This is a genomic window from Corynebacterium sp. LaCa_23 (assembly GCF_058182375.1).
Genome location: NZ_CP190825.1, coordinates 1737962 through 1758619, shown reverse-complemented (window position 1 = coordinate 1758619; position 20658 = coordinate 1737962). Strand labels below are relative to the sequence as shown.

General features: G+C 58.7%; 16 protein-coding genes. 9 read left to right on the top strand and 7 right to left on the bottom strand.

Annotation, left to right across the window (positions count from 1 at the left end; translation table 11 throughout):
- Positions 1-2: 2 nt before the first annotated feature.
- Positions 3-2846, bottom strand: a complete 2844-nt coding sequence (gene gcvP, locus ACP8IT_RS08405) for an aminomethyl-transferring glycine dehydrogenase (RefSeq protein ID WP_490289900.1) — start codon at positions 2844-2846, stop codon at positions 3-5.
- Between the two features lie 298 nt (positions 2847-3144).
- Positions 3145-5250, bottom strand: coding sequence for a 2-oxoglutarate dehydrogenase, E2 component, dihydrolipoamide succinyltransferase (sucB, locus tag ACP8IT_RS08400; protein ID WP_490289899.1), 2106 nt, complete (start codon positions 5248-5250; stop codon positions 3145-3147).
- Positions 5251-5375: 125 nt separating this feature from the next.
- On the opposite strand from sucB, the gene ACP8IT_RS08395 reads away from it, so the two are divergent.
- Positions 5376-5786, top strand: a complete 411-nt coding sequence (locus ACP8IT_RS08395) for an oxidoreductase (protein ID WP_490289898.1) — start codon at positions 5376-5378, stop codon at positions 5784-5786.
- Between the two features lie 5 nt (positions 5787-5791).
- Here the strand turns inward: ACP8IT_RS08395 and ACP8IT_RS08390 are convergent, their stop codons facing one another.
- Both ACP8IT_RS08390 and ACP8IT_RS08385 read right to left on the bottom strand, forming a co-directional pair.
- Complete coding sequence (locus ACP8IT_RS08390) at positions 5792-6328, bottom strand: isochorismatase family protein (RefSeq protein WP_023030467.1); 537 nt, start codon at positions 6326-6328, stop codon at positions 5792-5794.
- Between the two features lie 38 nt (positions 6329-6366).
- Positions 6367-7863, bottom strand: a complete 1497-nt coding sequence (locus ACP8IT_RS08385; protein WP_005278336.1) for a leucyl aminopeptidase — start codon at positions 7861-7863, stop codon at positions 6367-6369.
- A gap of 105 nt (positions 7864-7968) precedes the next feature.
- Here ACP8IT_RS08385 and ACP8IT_RS08380 point away from each other — a divergent pair, with 105 nt between their 5' ends.
- On the top strand, positions 7969-9063 hold the full coding sequence (locus tag ACP8IT_RS08380; protein ID WP_284609053.1) for a branched-chain amino acid aminotransferase: 1095 nt from the start codon (positions 7969-7971) through the stop codon (positions 9061-9063).
- 45 nt (positions 9064-9108) lie between these two features.
- Here the strand turns inward: ACP8IT_RS08380 and ACP8IT_RS08375 are convergent, their stop codons facing one another.
- Both ACP8IT_RS08375 and ACP8IT_RS08370 read right to left on the bottom strand, forming a co-directional pair.
- Positions 9109-9885 (bottom strand): nicotinate-nucleotide--dimethylbenzimidazole phosphoribosyltransferase, encoded by a 777-nt coding sequence (locus tag ACP8IT_RS08375; RefSeq protein WP_278723397.1) that lies wholly within the window; start codon positions 9883-9885, stop codon positions 9109-9111.
- Positions 9886-9897: 12 nt separating this feature from the next.
- Positions 9898-10578, bottom strand: a complete 681-nt coding sequence (locus ACP8IT_RS08370; protein WP_005278343.1) for a DUF3043 domain-containing protein — start codon at positions 10576-10578, stop codon at positions 9898-9900.
- A 142-nt stretch (positions 10579-10720) separates the two neighbouring features.
- Here ACP8IT_RS08370 and ACP8IT_RS08365 point away from each other — a divergent pair, with 142 nt between their 5' ends.
- A complete protein-coding gene (locus ACP8IT_RS08365; RefSeq protein WP_005283948.1) occupies positions 10721-11065 on the top strand; it encodes a HesB/IscA family protein in 345 nt (114 codons plus the stop codon).
- A 92-nt stretch (positions 11066-11157) separates the two neighbouring features.
- Here ACP8IT_RS08365 and asnB read toward each other — a convergent pair whose 3' ends face one another.
- Positions 11158-13080 (bottom strand): asparagine synthase (glutamine-hydrolyzing), encoded by a 1923-nt coding sequence (gene asnB, locus ACP8IT_RS08360; protein WP_284609055.1) that lies wholly within the window; start codon positions 13078-13080, stop codon positions 11158-11160.
- Positions 13081-13468: 388 nt separating this feature from the next.
- Between asnB and ctaC the strand changes: the two genes are divergently transcribed.
- From ctaC to qcrB, 6 genes are all read left to right on the top strand, one after another.
- Entirely contained in the window at positions 13469-14542 is a 1074-nt protein-coding gene (gene ctaC, locus ACP8IT_RS08355; RefSeq protein WP_005278347.1) for an aa3-type cytochrome oxidase subunit II, read from the top strand.
- Positions 14543-14561: 19 nt separating this feature from the next.
- Positions 14562-14993 carry an aa3-type cytochrome oxidase subunit IV gene (gene ctaF, locus ACP8IT_RS08350; RefSeq protein WP_005278348.1) on the top strand — a complete coding sequence of 144 codons (432 nt, stop codon included), beginning with the start codon at positions 14562-14564 and terminating at the stop codon, positions 14991-14993.
- A gap of 539 nt (positions 14994-15532) precedes the next feature.
- Positions 15533-16144, top strand: coding sequence for an aa3-type cytochrome oxidase subunit III (gene ctaE, locus ACP8IT_RS08345; RefSeq protein WP_369707792.1), 612 nt, complete (start codon positions 15533-15535; stop codon positions 16142-16144).
- A gap of 56 nt (positions 16145-16200) precedes the next feature.
- Positions 16201-17088, top strand: a complete 888-nt coding sequence (gene qcrC / locus ACP8IT_RS08340; protein WP_005283937.1) for a cytochrome bc1 complex diheme cytochrome c subunit — start codon at positions 16201-16203, stop codon at positions 17086-17088.
- A complete protein-coding gene (gene qcrA / locus ACP8IT_RS08335) occupies positions 17085-18305 on the top strand; it encodes a cytochrome bc1 complex Rieske iron-sulfur subunit (RefSeq protein WP_039885744.1) in 1221 nt (406 codons plus the stop codon). Before qcrC ends, qcrA begins: the two co-directional genes overlap by 4 nt.
- Positions 18305-19927 carry a cytochrome bc1 complex cytochrome b subunit gene (gene qcrB, locus ACP8IT_RS08330; protein WP_474896830.1) on the top strand — a complete coding sequence of 541 codons (1623 nt, stop codon included), beginning with the start codon at positions 18305-18307 and terminating at the stop codon, positions 19925-19927. The genes qcrA and qcrB overlap by 1 nt, the downstream gene beginning before the upstream one ends.
- Positions 19928-20658 lie beyond the last annotated feature (731 nt).

The following is a 20658-nucleotide window of genomic DNA, read 5'->3' as shown; positions in this document are numbered from 1 at the left end:
TGTTACTCCTCGGAATCGTCGATCTCGAATGCTTCTGGCGGCGGGCAGCTGCACACCAGGTTACGGTCGCCGTAGGCCTCATCGAGGCGGCGAACCGGTGGGAAATACTTGTAGCTATGCAGTAGGGATTTGACCGGCCACGCGGCCTTGTCGCGGCCGAAGGAGTACTCCCAGTTATCGGTAGCCACCGACTCAGCCGTAAACGGTGCGTGGTGGATAACGGAGTCCTCGTAGGCCACCTCACCGTCGATGATCTCCTGGATTTCGGTGCGGATGGTGCGCATGGCTTCGATGAAGCGATCCAGCTCGCCCTTGTCTTCAGACTCGGTGGGCTCAATCATCAAGGTGCCGGCCACGGGGAAGGCCAGGGTGGGGGCATGGAAGCCGAAGTCGATGAGGCGCTTGGCCACATCGGCGGCGGTGACCCCGGAGGCATCGGTAAGCTCGCGCAAATCGATGATGCACTCGTGCGCCACCAAGCCCTCGTTGCCGGTGTAGAGGACAGGGAAGTACTCGTTGAGCGAGGCCGCCAGGTAGTTTGCGCCCAATACGGCGTGGCCGGATGCGGCGGCAAGGCCCTCGGCACCGGTCATGGCCAGGTAAGCCCACGAAATGGGCAGGACGCCGGCGGAGCCGTACTTGCTGCCGGTAATGGGAACACCCTGGCCCACCGGGGTTTCCGCGGTGGCGTCAAGCTCAGCGGACGCGGCATCGCTGGGCAGGAACGGGATGAGGTGCTCTGCCACCGCTACCGGGCCAACGCCCGGGCCGCCGCCACCGTGGGGAATGGTGAAGGTCTTGTGCAGGTTGAGGTGGGAAACATCGCCGCCGAAATCGCCCGGGCGAGCCCAGCCGGTCAGCGCGTTCATGTTGGCGCCATCGATGTAGACCTGGCCGCCGACCGCGTGCACCTTATCGCACACATCGCGCACCTCGGGGTCGAAGACGCCGTGGGTGGAAGGGTAGGTGACCATGATGCCGGCGATGTGGTTGCCGTGTTTTTCGATCTTTTCTTCCAGGTCCGCGACATCAATGGAGCCGTCCTCGGCGGTCTTGACCACGGCGACGCGCAGGTTTGCGAGGGTCGCAGAGGCGGCGTTGGTGCCGTGCGCGGAGGCCGGAATGAGCACGACATCGCGCTCATTATCGCCATTGGCCACGTGGTAGCGGCGAATGGCCAATAGACCCGCCAACTCGCCCTGGGATCCGGCATTGGGCTGGATGGAGACCTTGGCATAGCCGGTAAGCTCGGCGAGCCAGCCTTCGATTTCTTCCACCAGCGCGCGCCAACCCGTCGTGGTTTCTTCCGGGGCATATGGGTGGATGCCGGCGAATTCTGGCCAGGAGATGGGCTCCATGGCCGCGGTGGGGTTGAGCTTCATGGTGCACGAGCCCAGCGGAATCATGGAACGATCCAGCGCCAAGTCCTTGTCCGCGAGCTTGCGCAGGTAGCGCAGCATCTGGGTCTCGGAGTGGATAGAGTGGAAAATCTCGTGCTCCAGCGGTTCCTCGGCGCGCTGCAGGTTCTCCGGCAGCTCAAAGTTCGCTTCCGCCGGGTTGGCACCGAAGGCCTCTGCCAGGTGTGCGACATCGCGGGCCGTAGCGGATTCACCGAAGGATACGGATACCTTGTCCGTGCCAATCGCGCGCACCAAGTAGCCCGCATCCTGCAGGTCGGCCTTGATCTTCTGCGCGTCCACACCGCTAACGGTAACGGTATCGAAGAAGTCCCTTGCCGTAATCTCCAGTCCGGCATCCACGATGGCCTGGGCGAAGGAGGAGGCCAAGCCGTGCACGCGCTCGGCGATGTCCTTCAGGCCCTTCGGCCCGTGGTAGACGGCGTACATCGAGGCCACGTTGGCCAAAAGGGCCTGAGCGGTACAGATATTGGAGGTCGCGCGCTCGCGGCGGATGTGCTGCTCGCGGGTTTGCAGCGCCAAGCGGTAGGCCGGGCGGCCATCAGCATCCTTGGAGACGCCGACGATGCGGCCCGGCATCTGGCGCTTGAGCTTATCTGTTACCGCCATGTAGGCAGCGTGCGGGCCGCCGAAGAAGAGGGGCACGCCAAAGCGCTGGGACGAACCCAAGACGATATCGGCACCCAAGTTGCCGGGGCCTTCCAGAAGCAGCAGGGACAGTGGGTCAGTGACCACGGAGGCCAACGCGCCGCGGGTGTGCAGCTCTTCAATCAGGGCAGAGGGATCGAAAATTTCGCCTTCGGTGCCGGTGTAGGCGATGACGGCACCGATGAGGTCTTCACCCACCAAGCCCTCGCGCACGTCCACGATCTCTACCTCGAGGTCAATGGCGCGGGCGCGCTCAGCGGCAACGGTAAGCACCTGCGGATGCAGGCGGGAATCCAGCACGACGCGGCGGCCCTTCTTTACCGCGCGCGACATCAGACCGACGGCCTCGGCGGTGGCGGAAGCCTCATCCAACAGGGAAGCATTCGCGATGGGCAGCCCCGACAAAGACTCGATCATGGTCTGGAAGTTGAGCAAGGCCTCCAAGCGGCCCTGGGAAATCTCGGGCTGGTACGGGGTGTACGCGGTATACCAGCCGGCATCCTCAAGCAGGCCGCGGCGGATGACGGCCGGGGTCAGGGTGTCTGAGTAGCCCTGGCCGTAGAAGGGCTTCAGCACCGTGTTTTGATTGGCGAACTCCCGCAAAGCGGCCTGTGCCCCGTCTTCAGAGAGCGCTTCTGGCAGGTGGGGAAGTTCCTTAGCGCGGATCTTGGGTGGAATGGCGGCATCGACAAGCGCTTGCACGCTGTCGTAGCCCACCGTCCCGAGCATGGCGGACTGCTCGGCAGAATCCGGCCCTAGGTGGCGGGAGATGTAATCCATCTGTGAGGTCTCCTTCATCGGGTGCAATGGTCTTAACCGCCCCTAAGTATATGTTTAATAACCGGTAAAAACAGCGCCCTTGACAAACTTTTATGCAGTAACTCACCGATGAAAATGTGTTGTAGCCCGCTTACCTCCCACTTAGTGAAATATGTCCTGTAGTGCCGGGATAAAACTCCTCTGATATTTGTGCCGGAAGTTCTCCCGCTACACCCCCGCGGAGTACCCCAGGCATGACAAAACCTCCCGCCCCCTTCGCGTTGAAGGAGTGGGAGGTATGCCAGTTAGCTAACTGCTTTTAGATATCGAGGTCAGCCTCGAAGTCTGCAGTCTCCAGGCGGTCCTTGATGGTGGTGATGAAGCGACCAGCGTCTGCACCATCGATGACCTGGTGGTCGTAGGTGAATGGCAGGAAGCACATCTGGCGGATGGCGATGGCGTCCTGGCCGTTCTCGTTGACCACGACGGCGCGCTTCTGGATAGCCGCGGTACCCAGGATTCCGGCCTGTGGCGGAACCAGGATCGGGGTATCGAGCAGGGCGCCCTCGGAACCGATATTGGTCACGGTGAAGGTCGCACCGGTCAGGTCATTCGGCTTCAGCTTGTTATTGCGGGCCTTATCAGCCAGCTCTGCAATCTGCTGCGCGATTTCCGGCAAGGACAGGTCCTGTGCCTTGTGGATGACCGGGGTGAGCAGACCCTTCGGGGTGTCTACGGCAATGGCGACGTTGACATCCTCGTGGTAGGTCATCTCCTTGGTCTCTGGGTCATAGGAGGCGTTCACGTTCGGGTGGGAAACCAGAGCCTCCGTGGTGGCCTTCACAATGAACGGCAGGAAGGACAGGTTGGCGCCGTACTTATCAATGAACGCCTGCTTGCTCTTCTTGCGCATATCCCAGATAGGAGTCATGTCGACTTCCTGCACGTGGGTAAGCTGTGCGGAAATCTGCAGCGCTTCCACCATCTTGGTAGCGGTGATTTCGCGGATACGGTTGACCTTCTTGGTGGTGCCGATAAGCTCCTGCTTTTCCGGATCCACGGACTTGGTGGACCAGCGTGCGCGTGGGGAGTCAGCAGTCTTCTTATCGTCGCCTGCCGATGCCTTCGCATCGCCCTCGCCAGCAGCGGCCAGGACGTCTTGCTTGCGGATGCGTCCGCCTACGCCGGTGCCCTCAATGGAGTTGAGGTCCACGCCGTGCTTATCAGCCAGCTTGCGCACCAACGGGGTGACGTATGGAACGTTATCGCCGTTGTTGACCTTGGCGGAGGTGTTCAGGGAAGAATCCTGCTTCGGCTCTTCCTTCTTCTCCTCCTTGGCAGGCTCGCCCTTGTCTTCCTTCTTCTCGTCAGACTTGGACTCTTCCTTCTTGTCCTCGGACTTGGTTTCTTCCTTGTCTTCGGACTTGTCGTCGTCGGAGTCGTCGGAGGATGGTGCGGCGTTTTCGTCGCCGACGCGGGCGATGGCTTCGCCGACCTCGATGGTTTCGTCTTCTTCGGCGAGGATTTCTACCAGGGTGCCGGCAACGGGGGAAGGAATTTCGGTGTCGACCTTGTCGGTGGAGACTTCGAGTAGTGGTTCGTCTACCTCGACGGTGTCGCCGACGGACTTGAGCCACTGGGTGATGGTGCCTTCGGTGACGGATTCGCCGAGTTCTGGCATTTCGACATCGGTGGTCTCACCGGAGGACTTAGCGGAGGAGTCAGACTTGGACTCTTCCTTCTTGTCCTCGGTCTTGGTTTCTTCCTTGTCTTCGGACTTGTCGTCGTCGGAGTCGTCGGAGGATGGTGCGGCGTTTTCGTCGCCGACGCGGGCGATGGCTTCGCCGACCTCGATGGTTTCGTCTTCTTCGGCGAGGATTTCTACCAGGGTGCCGGCAACGGGGGAAGGAATTTCGGTGTCGACCTTGTCGGTGGAGACTTCGAGTAGTGGTTCGTCTACCTCGACGGTGTCGCCGACGGACTTGAGCCACTGGGTGATGGTGCCTTCGGTGACGGATTCGCCGAGTTCTGGCATTTCGACATCGGTGGTCTCGCCGGAAGCCTTGGAGCTGGAGCCGGACTTCTTCTCGTCCTTGTCTTCCTTCTCCTCGGACTTGGATTCTTCCTTGTCCTCAGATTTGTCATCGTCGGAGTCGTCAGAGTCATCGGAAGAGGAATCAGCCTCGTCTTCATCACCGATGAGTGCGATGACCTCGCCGACCTCGATGGTGTCGTCTTCTTCGGCCTTGATTTCTAGGATGGTGCCTGCAACGGGGGAGGGGATTTCGGTGTCGACCTTGTCGGTGGAGACCTCGAGCAAAGGCTCGTCCACCTCGACGGTGTCGCCGACGGACTTAAGCCACTGGGTAATGGTGCCTTCGGTTACGGACTCGCCCAGCTCGGGCATCTCAACGGAGTTCGCCATGAGTTTTAAGACTCCTCGAAAAGTTGGAAGTATTCTATCGCTACCGCACAATCTTACAGCGTGATGACCGTCATCGTGCAGTAGTGGGGTTAGTAATACCCTCCATGCGGGTAAACTAGTGGGTTATGTTCAACCTCTTCCGCCGCAATAAGTCCCGATCGCCACTGCGACCGCCCCGCGGTCCGGGAGAAACTATCCGCCCAGAAGACGAACAAGAACTCAAAATGTGGGCCGCCGATAAGGCTTTTATTGAGGCATTTATCGAGCCAGAGACCGTGGTCAATGAAATGTCCGTGGTCGTTGTGAATGAAAAGGGTGAGTTTATTCGCCGACGCATCGGCGGGCCGAAGGGGATTGACGCGGTAGGAAAACTATTGCAGTGCGACGTTTTTGATGTCGAAGAAACCGGGTACCCCCAACGCATGCGCGAGCGCATGGAACGCCAACGTATCTTGCGTAAAAGGGAAGAACAGCGCCTTCGCCGCGCGCGCTTTGAGCGCGGCGAAAACCCTGATTCGGGGCAGGACTTAAGTTAATCGGCCTAGACGATGGTGGCGCCGGCCTTTTCTAACTTAGCCAAGGCGGCATCCCCGCGGTCCGGATCAACGGGAGAGCAATACTCGCTTAAGACGCGGACGGAAAAGCCTTCCTTTAGAGCGTCCGCAGCGGTTGCCTGCACGCAGTGATCCGTGGCAATGCCGACGATATCCACTGCGTCGATATCGTGCTCGCGCAGCCACTCCGCCAGCAATACGCCGTGTGCTGCGCCCTCAAAGCCGGAGTACGCGGCGGTGTATTCGCCCTTGCGGAAATATGCTTGCGCAGGCCCGATGGCCTCGTGCATTTGAGCCCCATAGGAATCGGCGACGCAGTGCACCGGCCAAGAATCGATAAAATCCGGGTCCTCCGCAAAGTGGGAACCCGGATCGATGTGCCAGTCCTGCGTGGCAACGACGGTGTCATACTCGGACTGCAAAGAAGAGATCTTCTCTGCAACCTCGTTGCCGCGATCGGTGCCAAGCGCGCCGCCTGGGCAAAAATCGTGTTGGACATCAACGATGATTAAAACAGTGTTCATAACTCCGCTATTTTATGCCCAGGCGGCTACGTGAGGTATTACTTTGATTCAGCAATCTCGCGCAGGGCAGCAATGACGGTGCGGGTGGGAACGCCCGTACCCATCTTTGGCGTATAGCCATAAGCGCCGGTGGTATTGAAGGAAGGCCCGGCGACATCGATATGTGCCCATTCGATGCCCTCGCCCACGAACTGCTTCAAGTAGGTGCCGGCGTATTCCATGCCTCCCTCGCGCTTGGCGTTGATATTGCGGATATCGGCGCTGGCGGATTTCACGGATTCATCGTGTTCTTCCAATAGCGGCATGGCCCACGCATTTTCGCCGACCTCGCGGCCGATGCCCGCCATGCGGTCGCGGAAGTCCTCCGAACCCATGACGCCGGCGGTGCGCTCGCCTAGGGCGACCATCTGGGCGCCGGTCAGCGTGGCGGTTTCGATGAGGAAGTCGGGCTTATCCTCGCTGGCGCGCGCGATGGCATCGGCAAGCACGAGGCGGCCTTCTGCATCGGTATTGAGAACCTCAGAGGTAATGCCGCCGTAGTGGGTGATGACATCGCCCGGGCGGGTGGCGTTATCGCCCGGCATGTTTTCTGCCAGCGGCAGGGTAGCGGTGATCTTCACCGGCAGGTTGAGCTTGGCCGCAGCGATGATGGAGGCGGCCATGGCGGCGGAACCGCCCATATCGGAAATCATGTCCCACATGCCAGAACCCGGCTTCAAGGAAATGCCGCCGGTATCGAAGGTGATGCCCTTGCCCACGAGCGCCACGTGCTTCTTCGCCTTCTTCGGGTTCCAGCTCAGGCGCACCAGGCGCGGCGGGCGAGCGGAACCGCGGCCAACGGCGGTAATGCCGCCAAAGCCCTGCTTCTGCAGCGCCTTTTCATCCAGGATTTCCACCTCGAGGCCAACTTCTTTAGCCTGGGCGGAGAGGAAGTCTGCATAAGACTCCGGGTACAGCAGGTTGGACGGGGTATTGACCAGGTCGCGGGCAATCACCACGGACTCCGCGGTGATCTTGGCCGCCTCGAACTCCTCGCGGGCGGACTTTTCTGCCACCACGGTAAAGGCGGCTGGCTGCTCGGAATCCTTGCCAGGCTTAGAGCGCAGCCCCTGGAATTTGTAGCCGCCCAAGATGAGGCCTTCTACCGTGGGAGCGATTCCGAAATCGCCCAAGGAAGTGGCTACCTCTTCCACCTTGGAAATCGAGCGTGCGGCGCTGCCGGCGGCGCGGCGCAAGGTTTCTGCATCGAGGTCCTCGGCATCGCCAAGGCCGACGGCGATGATGGAATCGACCTCTGCCTTCTTAGGCGCTGGGATGCGGGTGACCTCATTGGCCTTGCCGGTTGCTCCCACGGCGATAAGGGACTCGTATGCTTCGCGCAGCGCGGCCGACTTGAGCAGCGAGGTGCCCGGAAGCTCAATGCCCTCCTCGCCCTTAAATGCGGCGATGAGTAGGGCCTGCGCGTTCTTCGGGGCCTTCTTTTCTAGCTTAAGCTCCGGAAATGCCCCACGTGCGGGTCCAGTGTGCTGAGACATAAAGTCCTCCTTTTTAATTGGTGCTAATGAAACTTCTGCCCATGATACCGCGCTAGAGTGAACATATTCCTACCCGGCTATAGATAAAAGGAGTAGATTGTGGGCATGCTTGATTACACGATCACCCGTACGAATCAACCAACGGCGGCAGCAGATTTAGATAAAATCCTGGCCAATCCCGGCTTTGGCCAGCATTTTACGGACCACATGGTCACCATTGATTGGTCCACGGACAAGGGCTGGCACGACGCGCAAGTCCGACCCTATGGCCCGCTGACGATGGACCCGGCGAGCAACGTCTTCCACTACGGCCAAGCCGTCTTCGAAGGCATTAAGGCCTACCGCCAGCCCGATGACTCCATCGTTACCTTCCGCCCCGATCAAAACGCGCAACGCTTTATTAATTCGGCGCAGCGCTTGGCGATGCCCGAGCTACCGCAAGAAGAGTTCATCGAGGCGCTGCGCCAGCTGGTGGACATCGATAAGAGCTGGGTCCCAGAGGCAGGCGGGGAAGCATCGCTCTACCTGCGCCCCTTTATGATTTCGACCGAGGTATCGCTGGGCGTGCACCCGGCCAATGCCTATCGCTTCATCCTCTTGGCCTCGCCCGCCGGTGCGTATTTCAGCGGCGGCATCAAGCCTGTTTCGGTGTGGTTATCTACCGACTTTGTCCGCTCCGCGCCGGGCGGAACCGGTGCCGCGAAATTCGCCGGCAATTACGCCGGTTCCTTGTTAGCGCAAGCACAAGCCGAAGAAAAGGGCTGCGATCAAGTGGTCTGGCTGGATGCCATCGAACGCCGGTATATCGAGGAAATGGGCGGGATGAACCTCATGTTCGTCTACGGTACCGGCAGCGACGCCGAGATTGTCACCCCGGCCCTTTCCGGATCTCTGCTGCCCGGCATTACCCGCCAATCCCTGCTGCAGGTCGCCGAAGACATGGGCTACAAGGTAACCGAGCGGCGCATCACCGCCGAAGAATGGCAGCGCGATGTGGAATCGGGCGAGATGACCGAGGCCTTTGCCTGCGGTACCGCCGCCGTCATCACGCCGGTGGGACGCGTGCTTGGTGAGGACACCGATTTCAGCGTCAATAATAATGAGGCCGGCGAGGTTTCCATGGCTTTGCGCGAGCGCCTAACCGGTATCCAGCGCGGCGCCGTGGATGATGCCCACGGCTGGTTGCACACTTTGGTCTAGCACGCCACAGTGAAACGCGGCGTGAGGCGGACCTGCGCCGCGCAGTTAGGCCTCTGCCTGCGTTGCGTCCGCAGTAACTTCTACGCCTAGCAATAATAGGGGTAGGGCAGCCAAGGCGCCGAGTGCCGGTACCGGTTCCATCTGTAAATCCAGCAGGGGCTCTAGCCGTAGCTTCTTTAAAGCCAGCCGGTGAGCCGGCTGCGGCGCGATATTGGTGGCAAGAAGCCAGTCGTGGATCCGCGTGTCGGTAGCGGCGCATGCGGCGGCGGTGGCGGTCAAGGGGGCATCGACAAGCAGGGGCGTGCGACGCCTAGCCGCCTGGGACATAAATCCCACCAGCGCGGCCAATACGGGGGAGCCGCAGGCCTTGATGAGCTCTCGCCCAGTCAGGCCGCGCATCCGAAACATGGAATCGCGAATGGCCGCAACCTCGGCCTTCCAGTCCTCGACGCTCGGCTGCTTGCCGACGACCACCACCGGCTCCTCCTGCGCCATCACCCCCATGGCGGCCGCGGCAACCTGCGTGGTGTCGATGCCGCCCGGAATGAGCAGATCCGCACCGCCATCGATTTCCGCATCCGCCGCCTGCACGCCTAAGTCATAGGCCGTGGAGCAATCCGTCACCGTGACAGAAATAATGCTGGCCCCAACCCGCCGCGCCGCGGTCTCCGTGGCCTGGGGGATCCCTTCACCGTCCTCGGCGAAAATTACGGCCCGCACCCGCTGTGGCTCGGAAGCGGGGGATCGATCTTGGCAGGCGGCGAGCCACTGTGCGGCATCGCTTAGCCTGCCGTAGGGATAAAGCTGCGGGGAATCAGCCATGAGCGTGCTTCCTTAAACGTCGGCACCGCGCTCGACGCGCGGGCGAGGAATGCGCCACTTGCGGGGCTGGCTGGCGCGGGAAAATGCGTAGAATCCCAGTCCAAAGCCGGTGGCGGTGGTGCCGGGGAACTTCTTGCGAACCGCATTATTAGCACGGCGGCCCAGCCAGATGCCGTCGATGGCGAAGATGAGGATGACCACCATAGCAATCGCATTGATGAGGCCGGCGATGCTGGGGGCCGCATAAGTCACAAAGACCACGACGATAAGGGCAAGCGCCATCGGCATGACCCATTCCGAAAGCGTGCGGCGGGCATCGATCCAATCGCGCACGTAGGCGCGCTCTTCGCCCTGATCGCGGGCTGGGAGGAAGCGCGGATCGCCTTCGGCCATGCGCTCCTGGCTTTCGCGATTGCGCTGGTTGCGCTCCTTGCGCTCCTGTTTTTTATATTCTTTCCACTCGTCCTTGCTCATGGACTTTTTGAGTTCCTTGCGGCGCTTATAGCGCTGCGCATCGGATACCCCATGTGGATCGCGCTTCACGCCGCGCGCGATTTCTTGTTCCTGGCGCTTTGGCGTGGGACGACCCTTCGGCGGGGTATACCCCTTGCGGTGGGTTTCTTCCTGAACTTCTTCCTGCACGGGAGCGGGCTCAGGGGAGGTCTTGTCATCTTTTTGCCACGGAAGTTTCACGCTGATCAGACTACAAGGTTTCGACCCCAAGAGGGGAATAGGCCTGCCCACGGTGTTGTTATTACTATGGGCTACCTTTTCCCTCCTTGTAGATGCGGGTAGGGTAGTGGCTACGCAACCAAGACACATTTGAGGAGAAGTGATGACCGCTCCAGTTTCCGAAACCGGCGTCATTCTGACCGAGGCCGCAGCCGCAAAGGCAAAGGGCCTGCTTGATCAGGAAGGCCGCGACGATCTCTCCCTGCGCATCGCAGTACAGCCCGGCGGCTGCGCTGGCCTGCGCTACCAGCTCTACTTCGATGACCGCAGCCTTGATGGCGACAAGGTCGACGAGGTGGGTGGCATCAAGCTCGTCGTGGACAAGATGTCCGTGCCGTACCTTACCGGCGCCAAGATCGACTTCGCTGACACCATCGAGTCCCAGGGATTTACCATCGATAACCCGAATGCCACCGGCTCCTGCGCGTGTGGCGATTCCTTCAACTAAACAGAAGGATAAAGAAAAAGGGTGAGTGCTTCGCGGCGCTCACCCTCTTTTTATGTCTTTAAAGCTCGGCGTGGAACTTTGCCCAGTTCGTCTTAAAGCTTGACCGGGTAGTCGCGCTGCTCGATCTGCGGGTCGATGCGCTTTTCCACAAAGATACCGTGCCAGATCATAAAGGACAGCACGGTCCACAGGCGGCGAGAGTGATCGGAAACGCCATCGCGGTGCTCCTTGAGCATCTCCAAGACTTCCTTCTTATTGAAGATGTCCTCGGTCTGGGAATCGTTGATGGTGTCTTGTGCCCAGCCGTAGAGCTCGTCGCCGGCCAGCCAGTGGCGCATGGGAACCGGAAAGCCCAGCTTCTTGCGGTTGAGGACGTGGGCGGGAACGATCTGTTCCATGGCCTTACGCAGGGCATACTTGGTGGTGCCGTGGGAAATCTTTAAATCGTGCGGGATGGATTCTGCGACCTTAAATACTTCCTTATCCAGGAATGGCACGCGCAGCTCCAAGGAGTTGGCCATGTTGATCTTATCGGCCTTGACCAAAATGTCACCGCGCATCCAGGTAAACAGATCAAGGTGCTGCATGCGGGCTACCGGGTCAAAGTCTTCCGACTGCGCATAGATGGGCGCGGTGACCTCGCGGTGATCCCATTCGCGCTTGGCCCATGGGATAACGCGCTGCATCTGCTCAAAGTTAAAGGACCGCGCATTGCCGTAGTAGCGCTCCTCCATGGTCATGGAGCCGCGGTTAAGTAGGGACTTGCCCTTCATGCCATCCGGCAGTACGCGGGAGAGCTTGCCCAGGCCCTGGCGCAGGGGATAAGGGATCTTCTCAAATGGCGCGAGGGACAGCGGTTCCTTATAGATGGTGTAGCCGCCGAAGAGCTCGTCGGCGCCCTCACCGGACAAGACCACCTTGACGTGCTTGCGGGCCTCTTGGGCCACGAAGTACAGCGGCACGAGGGAAGGATCGGCCACCGGATTATCCAGGTACCACATGATCTTAGGAATCGACTCAGCATATTCTTCCGGCGAGACGATCTTGACGATGTGCTCCACGCCGATGGCTGCCGCCGATTCCGCGGCCACGTCCACCTCGGAATAGCCTTCGCGCTCGAAGCCAGTGGTAAACGTCAGCAGATCCGGGTTGTGGCGCTTGGCCAGGGTAGCGATGGCGGTGGAGTCGATGCCGCCAGACAGGAAAGAACCCACGGTGACATCGGCACGCATGTGCTTGGCGACGGAATCCTCCAACGCTTCTGCAATGCGGTCAAAGAGCTGCTGTTCTTCGCCTTCTGGGACCTGCTGGACCGGGAAACGCGGCTTGAAGTAGCGCTCGGATACGACGTCCTCGCCCGGCTTCAAGGTGACCGTACAGCCGGATTCCACGCGGCGAATATTGGCGTGCAGGGATTCCGGTTCCGGTACGTACTGCAGGTCGACGTAGTGCTCAATGGCGCGGCGGTCAAGGTTGAGTTCTAGACCAATGTCCTCGGCCATTTCCAGGATGCACTTCATCTCGGAGGCAAAGACCGTGCCGGCGTCCGTAGTGGCATAGTAAAGCGGCTTGATGCCAAACTGGTCGCGCGCGGCAAACATGGTCTTGGTCTTGGTATCCCAAATGACGATGCCAAACATGCCGCGGAGGTGCTCGACGACATCCTTGCCCCAGTGGTGGTAGCCCACCGCAATGGGTTCGCCATCGCCTTCCGTATAGAAGGTATAGCCCAAGGCCTTGAGTTCTTCGCGGAGCTCAACGTAGTTGTAGATCTCGCCGTTAAAGGTAAGGGCATACCGCTCTGGTTCATCCTCAGGGCCCCAGCGCAGGGGCTGGTGGGAATGTTCCAGGTCGATAATGGACAGGCGGTTAAAGCCGAAGGCGGCGTCGCCATCATGCCAAGTACCGGCTGCGTCCGGTCCGCGGTGGTGCATGCAAGGAAGCGACCGCTCCAGCGCGTCGACATATTTGTCCACGTCACCGGTGGCCGCGAGCATGCCAAGAAGTCCGCACATGTAAAGATAGCTCCTTTTAATTAAGCGACTAGTGCTCGTTGTTCTACTTTACGGTGCGTGGGGTAGAAACCAGAAAGCGCCACGGCTTGGAAGAAGCTGCAGAAAAGCTTAAATTAAGCTTCCCCGTAAGGGTGCGAACTTTCGGATGATGGGCGGACTACTTCCCTGTGAGTTAAGGCACATGGCAAAGGTGCAGACTGGGGGTACGGTTGGAACATTGTGCAGGTGGGGCGGTAACCTACTGGAATGTGGATATAAATTGAGCGCCCTGGGTCTCCTTTTAAGCTTCAAAAAGGCTGGGAACCAAGCATTTATCCATTATTCTGATTGGGTAAGGGTGCTCTGTGAGTATTCGAGAAGTTTGTGTGGACAGAAAGGCAGAACACACGTGGGACAGCGTAATAAGCGCACCTTCGCCCGTAAGGCGGGCGTAGCTGGCGCACTTGCCCTAGGCGGTCTCGCCCTGGCTGGTTGTGACGTTCAGGCGCCAACTGCTGTAGAGAACCTCCTGGGATTCGGTTGGCCAAAGGGTGTGACCCCTGAGGCTGAGGCAATGTACAACTTCTGGATCTGGGTCTGGGTAGCAGCTTGGATTGTCGGCTTCGTCATGTGGGGCCTCTTCCTTACTGCAATCTTCCGCTGGAGTGCGAAGAAGGCCAAGCGCGATGGCAAGGGTGAATTCCCGCGCCAAACGCAGTACAACGTGCCATTGGAGATGGTGCTGACCATCGTTCCAATCCTGATCATCATGACCTTGTTCTTCTTCACGGTGCAGACCCAGCAGAAGGTCACCGCATTGGATAAGGATCCAAAGGTTACCGTTGACGTCACGGCATTCCAGTGGAACTGGAAGTTCGGCTACGCCGAAAACCGCGTCAACGGTGAAAACTACAACGGTGCGGACGAAGCGCGTCAAGCTGAAGCGGAAAAGACCGCCCATGACCCTGAGGGTGTGGATAACCCCAACCCGATTCACGGCAAGTCCAAGGGTGACCTTTCCTACCTCAACTACAACAAGATTGAGACCGTAGGCTCCACCGAAGAGGTTCCGGTTCTGGTGCTTCCTTCCGATACCGCCATCGAGTTCCGTCTGGCTTCCGCTGACGTTTCTCACGCGTTCTGGGTACCGGAGTTCTTGTTCAAGCGCGACGTGTACGCACACCCTGAAGCCAACGCCCAGGAGCGCAGCTTCCAGATCGAATCGATTGATAAGCAAGGCGCCTTTGTTGGTCGCTGTGCTGAGATGTGCGGTACCTACCACTCCATGATGAACTTCGAGATTCGCGTTGTGTCCCCAGAGGACTTCAATGCCTACATGGACTTCCGCGAGAAGAACCCGAACGCCACCAACGCCGAGGCGCTGAAGGAAATCGGCCAGGATCCGTACGCAGTTACCACCCACCCGTTCTCCGGCGAGCGCGACACCGCCGATGGTGACAACTACGTTAAGACCGCGGCATAAGAGATAAGGACATTACACAATGCGTGCTACATCGAAAGTCTTTTACTCAATCGCGACCTACCTTTTCGTCTCGCTGATTGTTTATATCTTTGGCGTCACCCTCGTGAAGGATGATGGTTACCTCTACGGTGCCGAGTGGGTTGGCATCGTGGGTATGTTCCTCTCCGTCGTGCTCTGCCTCATGCTGGGCGGCTACCTGCACTTCACCGATAACCGCAGCGACGTTCTGCCGGAAGACTGGGAAGAAGCAGAGACCGAAGACTCCGCCGGTATCTTGGGCTTCTTCTCCCCAAGCTCCATCTGGCCGCTGGCCATGGCCGGTGCCATCGGCTTCTTGGGCTTGGGTGTCATCTTCCTGTACTACTGGCTCATCGCCTTGGGTGCCGTGTGCTTGATTGCTGCCTGCACCGGACTGTCCTTGCAATACGGTCTGCCTAAGGAAAAGCACTAGAAATTATCTAGTCGCAGCCACTGCCTAAACTTCTCAGCCCTCCTCACCATTCCTCGGTGGGGAGGGCTTTGGCGATCTGCGTCGGAAATCGACGGGTAAAGTTCCCGCGGTTCCTAAATTTTTTTGAGGAGGGGGAGAGGGGTTGCGTCCAGGTTTTAAGTGGGCAGCAAAAGCGCATCCCAGCACGTAAACGGCTATTTCTGCGGGGGTCAACCGAAAGTTGCAAATGGGCCATTTTCCCCGGAAACCACCGTGTGATTTATCTCTCTAAGAAACTTGCCGAAACCGGTTGCGGACGAAGGGTGGATTATCGTGTATCGGCTAGGTCGAGTCGTAGGAATTGCGGCTATAGCCGGAGTTTAAGTGTGTCACCTGCGTTGATGTCTCGTCGGATAAGAATACAAAAAGTTCCCAGGTATTTATTGTTGACGGATCTCGTTCGTTTCCTTATTGGTAGCTGGCAATTTGGTGAAATCCGAATAGAGAAAGCGGGGGGAATTGAAGTGACTTTAGGATCCAGAACGGCCATAATTACCACTGTGACGAGCGTAGTTTCTAACCAAGGTATGACAGCACCACGTGTTGCCTCGCTGAACCGACCCAATATGGTCAGCGTGGGCACCATCGTGTTCCTGTCTCAGGAATTGATGTTCTTTGCCGGACTGTTCGCGATGTGGTTCACCTCGCGAGCGAACGGCCAGGAAGGCGATTGGGCAGAGCACACTGCCCATATCAACCTGCCAATGGGCTTTCTCATTACTGCAGTGTTGATTTCTTCCTCCGTGACCTCGCAGTTCGGCGTGTTTGCCGCAGAAAGGGGTGACGTTTACAAGCTTCGACTCTGGTACACCATCACGCTGGTATTGGGTGTTGTCTTCCTGGGCATCATGGCGTTTGAGTGGGCTGAGTTGATTCACGCAGGCGTGACGGTACAGTCCAGCGTCTTTGGTTCGGTGTTCTACATCATCACCGGCTTCCACGCTGCGCACGTAACCGCCGGTTTGATTTCCTTTGCAATCATCCTGGCGCGTATCGCTAAGTCTAAATTCACGCCGGCACAGGCTACCGCCGCGATGGCAGTGTCCTACTACTGGCACTTCGTTGACGTTGTGTGGATCGGTGTGTTCACCGTTATCTACTTGATTCAGTAGTGTCGGCGACCCTCTCCCCAAAACAGTCCTCCCGTGTTCGAGTTATCTAAAGGAAAATGATGGATAACAATTCGCAGTCCGCGGCAGTGGAGCAGACCACTGCCTCGGCTAAGAAGACCCGCCGTCGCCGCAAGGCGAAGCGCACCCTTGCAGGTGGCTTTGCTTTGGCCATCGGTTTGACCGGCGCTGGCGTCTTGGCCTCTGCCTTGACGCCTGACGCTCAGGTCGCTACGGCGGAAAAAGATGATCAAGCCCTCGTGCAAGAGGGTAAGGACATCTACGACACCGCTTGTATCACTTGCCACGGTGCCAATCTGCAAGGCATCGAAGGCCGTGGCCCCTCTCTCGTAGGTATCGGCGCCGGCTCTGTGTACTTCCAGGTTCACTCCGGCCGTATGCCGATGATGTCCAACGACGCACAGGCAGAGCGCAAGGCTCCTCGTTACACCGAACAGCAGACCTTGGCGCTGGCCGCTTATGTTGCTGCTAACGGCGGCGGCGCAGACATTGTCTACAACGACGATGGAAGCATCGCCCAAGAATCCCTTCGCGGCGCCAACTACAACGGCCAGATTCAGGCCGAAGACGTTGCCAAGGGCTCTGAGCTTTTCCGCATGAACTGCGCATCCTGCCACAACTTCACCGGTCAGGGTGGCGCGCTGTCCTCCGGTAAGTACGCCCCGGAGCTGGCACCTGCTAACGAGCAGGAAATCTACCAGGCAATGTTGACCGGTCCGCAGAACATGCCAAAGTTCTCTGACCGCCAGCTGACTGCAGATGAAAAGAAGGACATCATCGCCTACTTGAAGTCTGCAGAAGAGACTCCGTCTCCTGCCGGTTGGGACCTTGGCGGTCTCGGCCCTGTGGCTGAAGGCCTGGCAATGTGGATTATTGGTATCAGCGCCCTGTGCGCCGCTGCTATGTGGATTGGATCGCGCTCATGAGCAATGTGAAAAAGAATTACACTGACGCAGAGCTCGATAAGATGAGCAATGATGAACTTGCTGCACTTGGTACCGAGCTCGATGATGTCACCGTAGCGTTCCGCAAGGAGCGTTTCCCGGTTGAAGGTGACCCCGCGGAAAAGCGTGCGGGTCGTAATGTCGCCATTTGGCTGGCACTCTCCGTTATCGGCGGATTGGCTTTCTTGGGCGTCTACCTCTTCTGGCCTTGGCAGTACAAGCAGCTAGGGGAGGACGGCCTCGTCTGGCACACTCTCTACACCCCGCTGCTCGGTATTACCGCTGCATTGTCCATTTTCGGACTCGGCTTTGCCATCGTTCAGTACGTGAAGAAGATCCTGCCGGAAGAAATCTCCGTGCAGCGTCGCCACGATGGTCCTTCCGAAGAAGTTGACCGCCGTACTCTTACCGCTCTCTTGAACGATTCTTGGAAGACTTCCACTCTCGGCCGCCGCAAGACCATCCAAGGTCTGCTCGGTGGTGCAGGCGTTCTCTTCGGCTTGACTGTTATCGCCCCGCTCGGCGGCGCAATCCGCAACCCATGGAAGGTTCGCCACGAGGTGAACTACGCCGGTGACGGCACGCTGTGGACCTCCGGCTGGACGATGCACGAGAAGGGCGTAAAGCTTTACCTCGCTCGTGACACCGGCACCATCGCTGAGAAGCACTCCGGCGAGTCCGGCGAACACTACACCACCGAAGGCGTTACCCGCCTAGTGCGCGTTCGCCCCGAGGACTTGGCTGCCGGCGGCATGGAGACCGTCTTCCCGCTTGCGGAAGAAGACGTCAACGACGGTGACCAGTACGACGCTAAGCGCGACGTATACGAGCACCACATGCACTCCATCCACGGCAACCGCAACGCGGTGATGTTGATTCGTCTGCGCCACTCCGATGCGCAGAAGGCGATCGAGCGTGAGGGTCAGGAAGACTTCCACCACGGCGATTACTACGCCTACTCCAAGATTTGTACTCACATTGGTTGCCCAACGTCGTTGTACGAGGCACAGACCAACCGAATCCTGTGCCCCTGCCACCAGTCGCAGTTCGACGCATTGCACTACGGTAAGCCTGTCTTCGGCCCAGCCGCCCGTGCTCTGCCACAGCTGCCCATCACGGTGGACGATGAGGGCTACCTTGTTGCAGAGGGCAACTTCATTGAGCCTGTCGGTCCGGCATTCTGGGAGCGTAAGTCATAATGAGCAATAAACTCGCCCAAATGGGCAACAACATGGACGAGCGCTACAGCGCCGCCGGCGTGCTAAGGACGCAGCTGAACAAGGTCTTTCCGACCCACTGGTCCTTCATGCTCGGTGAGATGGCGCTGTACAGCTTCATCATTCTTCTACTAACCGGTACATACCTGGCGCTATTCTTTGACCCTTCCATTACGAAGGTCATCTACGACGGCACCTACGCACCGCTGAACGGCGTTGAGATGTCGCGCGCCTATGCAACCGCACTCGATATTTCCTTTGAGGTCCGTGGCGGCCTCTTCGTTCGCCAGATGCACCACTGGGCAGCACTGCTGTTCATGATGTCGATGGTTGCGCACATGCTGCGCATCTTCTTCACCGGTGCATTCCGTCGTCCCCGCGAAGCTAACTGGATTATTGGTTGCACCCTTATCCTGTTGGGCATGATCGAGGGCTTCCTCGGTTACTCTCTGCCGGACGACCTGCTTTCTGGCGTCGGTCTGCGCATTATGTCCGCCATCATCCTGGGCCTGCCGATCATTGGTACCTGGCTGCACTGGGCCATCTTCAACGGCGACTTCCCGTCCGACTTGATGCTGGACCGCTTCTACATCCTGCACGTGCTGGTCATCCCTGGCATCATCCTGGGCCTCATTGCGGCCCACCTGATCATGGTGTGGTTCCAGAAGCACACCCAGTTCCCTGGACCGGGTCGCGCAGAGAACAACGTGGTTGGCGTCCGCATTATGCCGGTCTTCGCCACCAAGGCGATTGGCATGGGCATGATGGTCGCCGGCGTGCTGGCCTTGATGTCCGGTGTGCTGACCATCAACGCCATCTGGCTGCTTGGTCCGTACAACCCGTCACAGGTGTCTGCAGGTTCCCAGCCCGATATCTACATGCTCTGGACTGACGGTGTGGCTCGTGTCATGCCCGCTTGGGAGCTGTACCTGGGTAACTACACGATTCCTTCCGCCTTCTGGGTCGCGCTGTTGTGTGGCCTGATGGTTGTACTGCTTATCACCTACCCGTTCCTGGAGAAGAAGTTCACTGGTGACGATGCGCACCACAACCTTTTGCAGCGTCCGCGTGACGTTCCTACGCGTTCCGCTATCGGTGCCGCAGCAATCGTGTTCTTCCTGCTGGTTACTCTCTCCGGTGGTAACGACCACGTTGCGCACTTCTTCCAGATTTCGTTGAATGCGATGACCTGGGTCGGACGCATCGGCCTGATTGTCCTGCCGCCGATTGCTTACTTCATGACCTACCGCATTTGCGTTGGTCTCCAGCGCTCTGACCGCGAGGTGCTCGAGCACGGTATTGCTACCGGTGTCATCAAGCAGCTGCCTAACGGTGCCTTCATTGAAGTTCACCAGCCGCTCGGCCCGGTTGATGAGCACGGCCACGCAGTACCGCTTGAGTACGCAGGCGCTCAGGTGCCGAAGCAACTTAACCACCTCGGTTACGCTGACTCCGAGATTCAGGGCACCTTCAGCCCGGACGATCCGGAACTCATGCGCCGCGTTCACGAGATTCACGATGAGAACCACGAAGAGGAAGCGGAGATGTTCCGCCGCCTCAACGAGGCCAACCGCCGTGATGACGAGGAAAACGGTCGCATCTAACCTTCCCTTGGGTTAGCTCGATACACGCTCACTAAACGAGCCCGCTAAGCCACCAATATCTGGTGGTAAGCGGGCTCGTTTCAGTTTTGCGACGGTCGCTTTCTTAAGGAATCCCGGGTTACTTCTGCTCGGCTATCGAGCTAGGAGTCGGCACATAATACAGACAGCCTGGGACTGTCTCTGTAGGACGCAAATGGGAAAGGCACCCGAAATGTCTTGGTAGAGAGCCGCGGATGGATGTGGGGCGGTCTGACTAGGCGGTAAGAACCTCGTCGTCCTCCATGTGCGGGAACGAAAGTACCAACAAACGCCGGCTCACGCGGAAACGGCTTGTCTAGCGGTAAGGAATAGCGCAAGCCCTGTTAGTTAGCAGTAGGGTAGCCGTCCTAGCAGCAGGTGGGTGCCACTGAACCTGGGGTGGAGGATTTCCGCGATATGAGGATTTGAGTGAGTCCCATAGCCGGGATTTGTCTTTAAGCGTGGTCTACAGGGCTTCGGAATAGCTATTGCACTCCCTCCAGCCCTAATGTGTTCTTTTCCCGTTGCTTCCCTTTCTTGGACACAGTTAGCATAGTTCTTAATTGCAGCTTTTCTGCTGTAGTCATTACCACTAGAAGCGTGAGCCTCATCTGGGGCCGTCGTCGCAGCTTTCCGCTAATGCTAGAACTCTTCGAGTGTATCGTCGCCTTGAGCAGTCGCAGGATCCACGTTCGTATCCTCTTCGCCATTTC

Coding starts and splice junctions, on each gene's coding strand:
- ACP8IT_RS08380 (WP_284609053.1), top strand. CDS start 7,969: ATGCTTGATTACACGATCACCCGTACGAATCAACCAACGGCGGCAGCA.
- asnB (WP_284609055.1), bottom strand. CDS start 13,080: ATGTGCGGACTTCTTGGCATGCTCGCGGCCACCGGTGACGTGGACAAA.
- ctaF (WP_005278348.1), top strand. CDS start 14,562: ATGCGTGCTACATCGAAAGTCTTTTACTCAATCGCGACCTACCTTTTC.
- qcrC (WP_005283937.1), top strand. CDS start 16,201: ATGATGGATAACAATTCGCAGTCCGCGGCAGTGGAGCAGACCACTGCC.
- qcrB (WP_474896830.1), top strand. CDS start 18,305: ATGAGCAATAAACTCGCCCAAATGGGCAACAACATGGACGAGCGCTAC.
- ACP8IT_RS08395 (WP_490289898.1), top strand. CDS start 5,376: ATGTTCAACCTCTTCCGCCGCAATAAGTCCCGATCGCCACTGCGACCG.
- qcrA (WP_039885744.1), top strand. CDS start 17,085: ATGAGCAATGTGAAAAAGAATTACACTGACGCAGAGCTCGATAAGATG.
- ACP8IT_RS08390 (WP_023030467.1), bottom strand. CDS start 6,328: ATGAACACTGTTTTAATCATCGTTGATGTCCAACACGATTTTTGCCCA.
- sucB (WP_490289899.1), bottom strand. CDS start 5,250: ATGGCGAACTCCGTTGAGATGCCCGAGCTGGGCGAGTCCGTAACCGAA.
- ACP8IT_RS08375 (WP_278723397.1), bottom strand. CDS start 9,885: ATGGCTGATTCCCCGCAGCTTTATCCCTACGGCAGGCTAAGCGATGCC.
- ACP8IT_RS08385 (WP_005278336.1), bottom strand. CDS start 7,863: ATGTCTCAGCACACTGGACCCGCACGTGGGGCATTTCCGGAGCTTAAG.
- gcvP (WP_490289900.1), bottom strand. CDS start 2,846: ATGGATTACATCTCCCGCCACCTAGGGCCGGATTCTGCCGAGCAGTCC.
- ACP8IT_RS08365 (WP_005283948.1), top strand. CDS start 10,721: ATGACCGCTCCAGTTTCCGAAACCGGCGTCATTCTGACCGAGGCCGCA.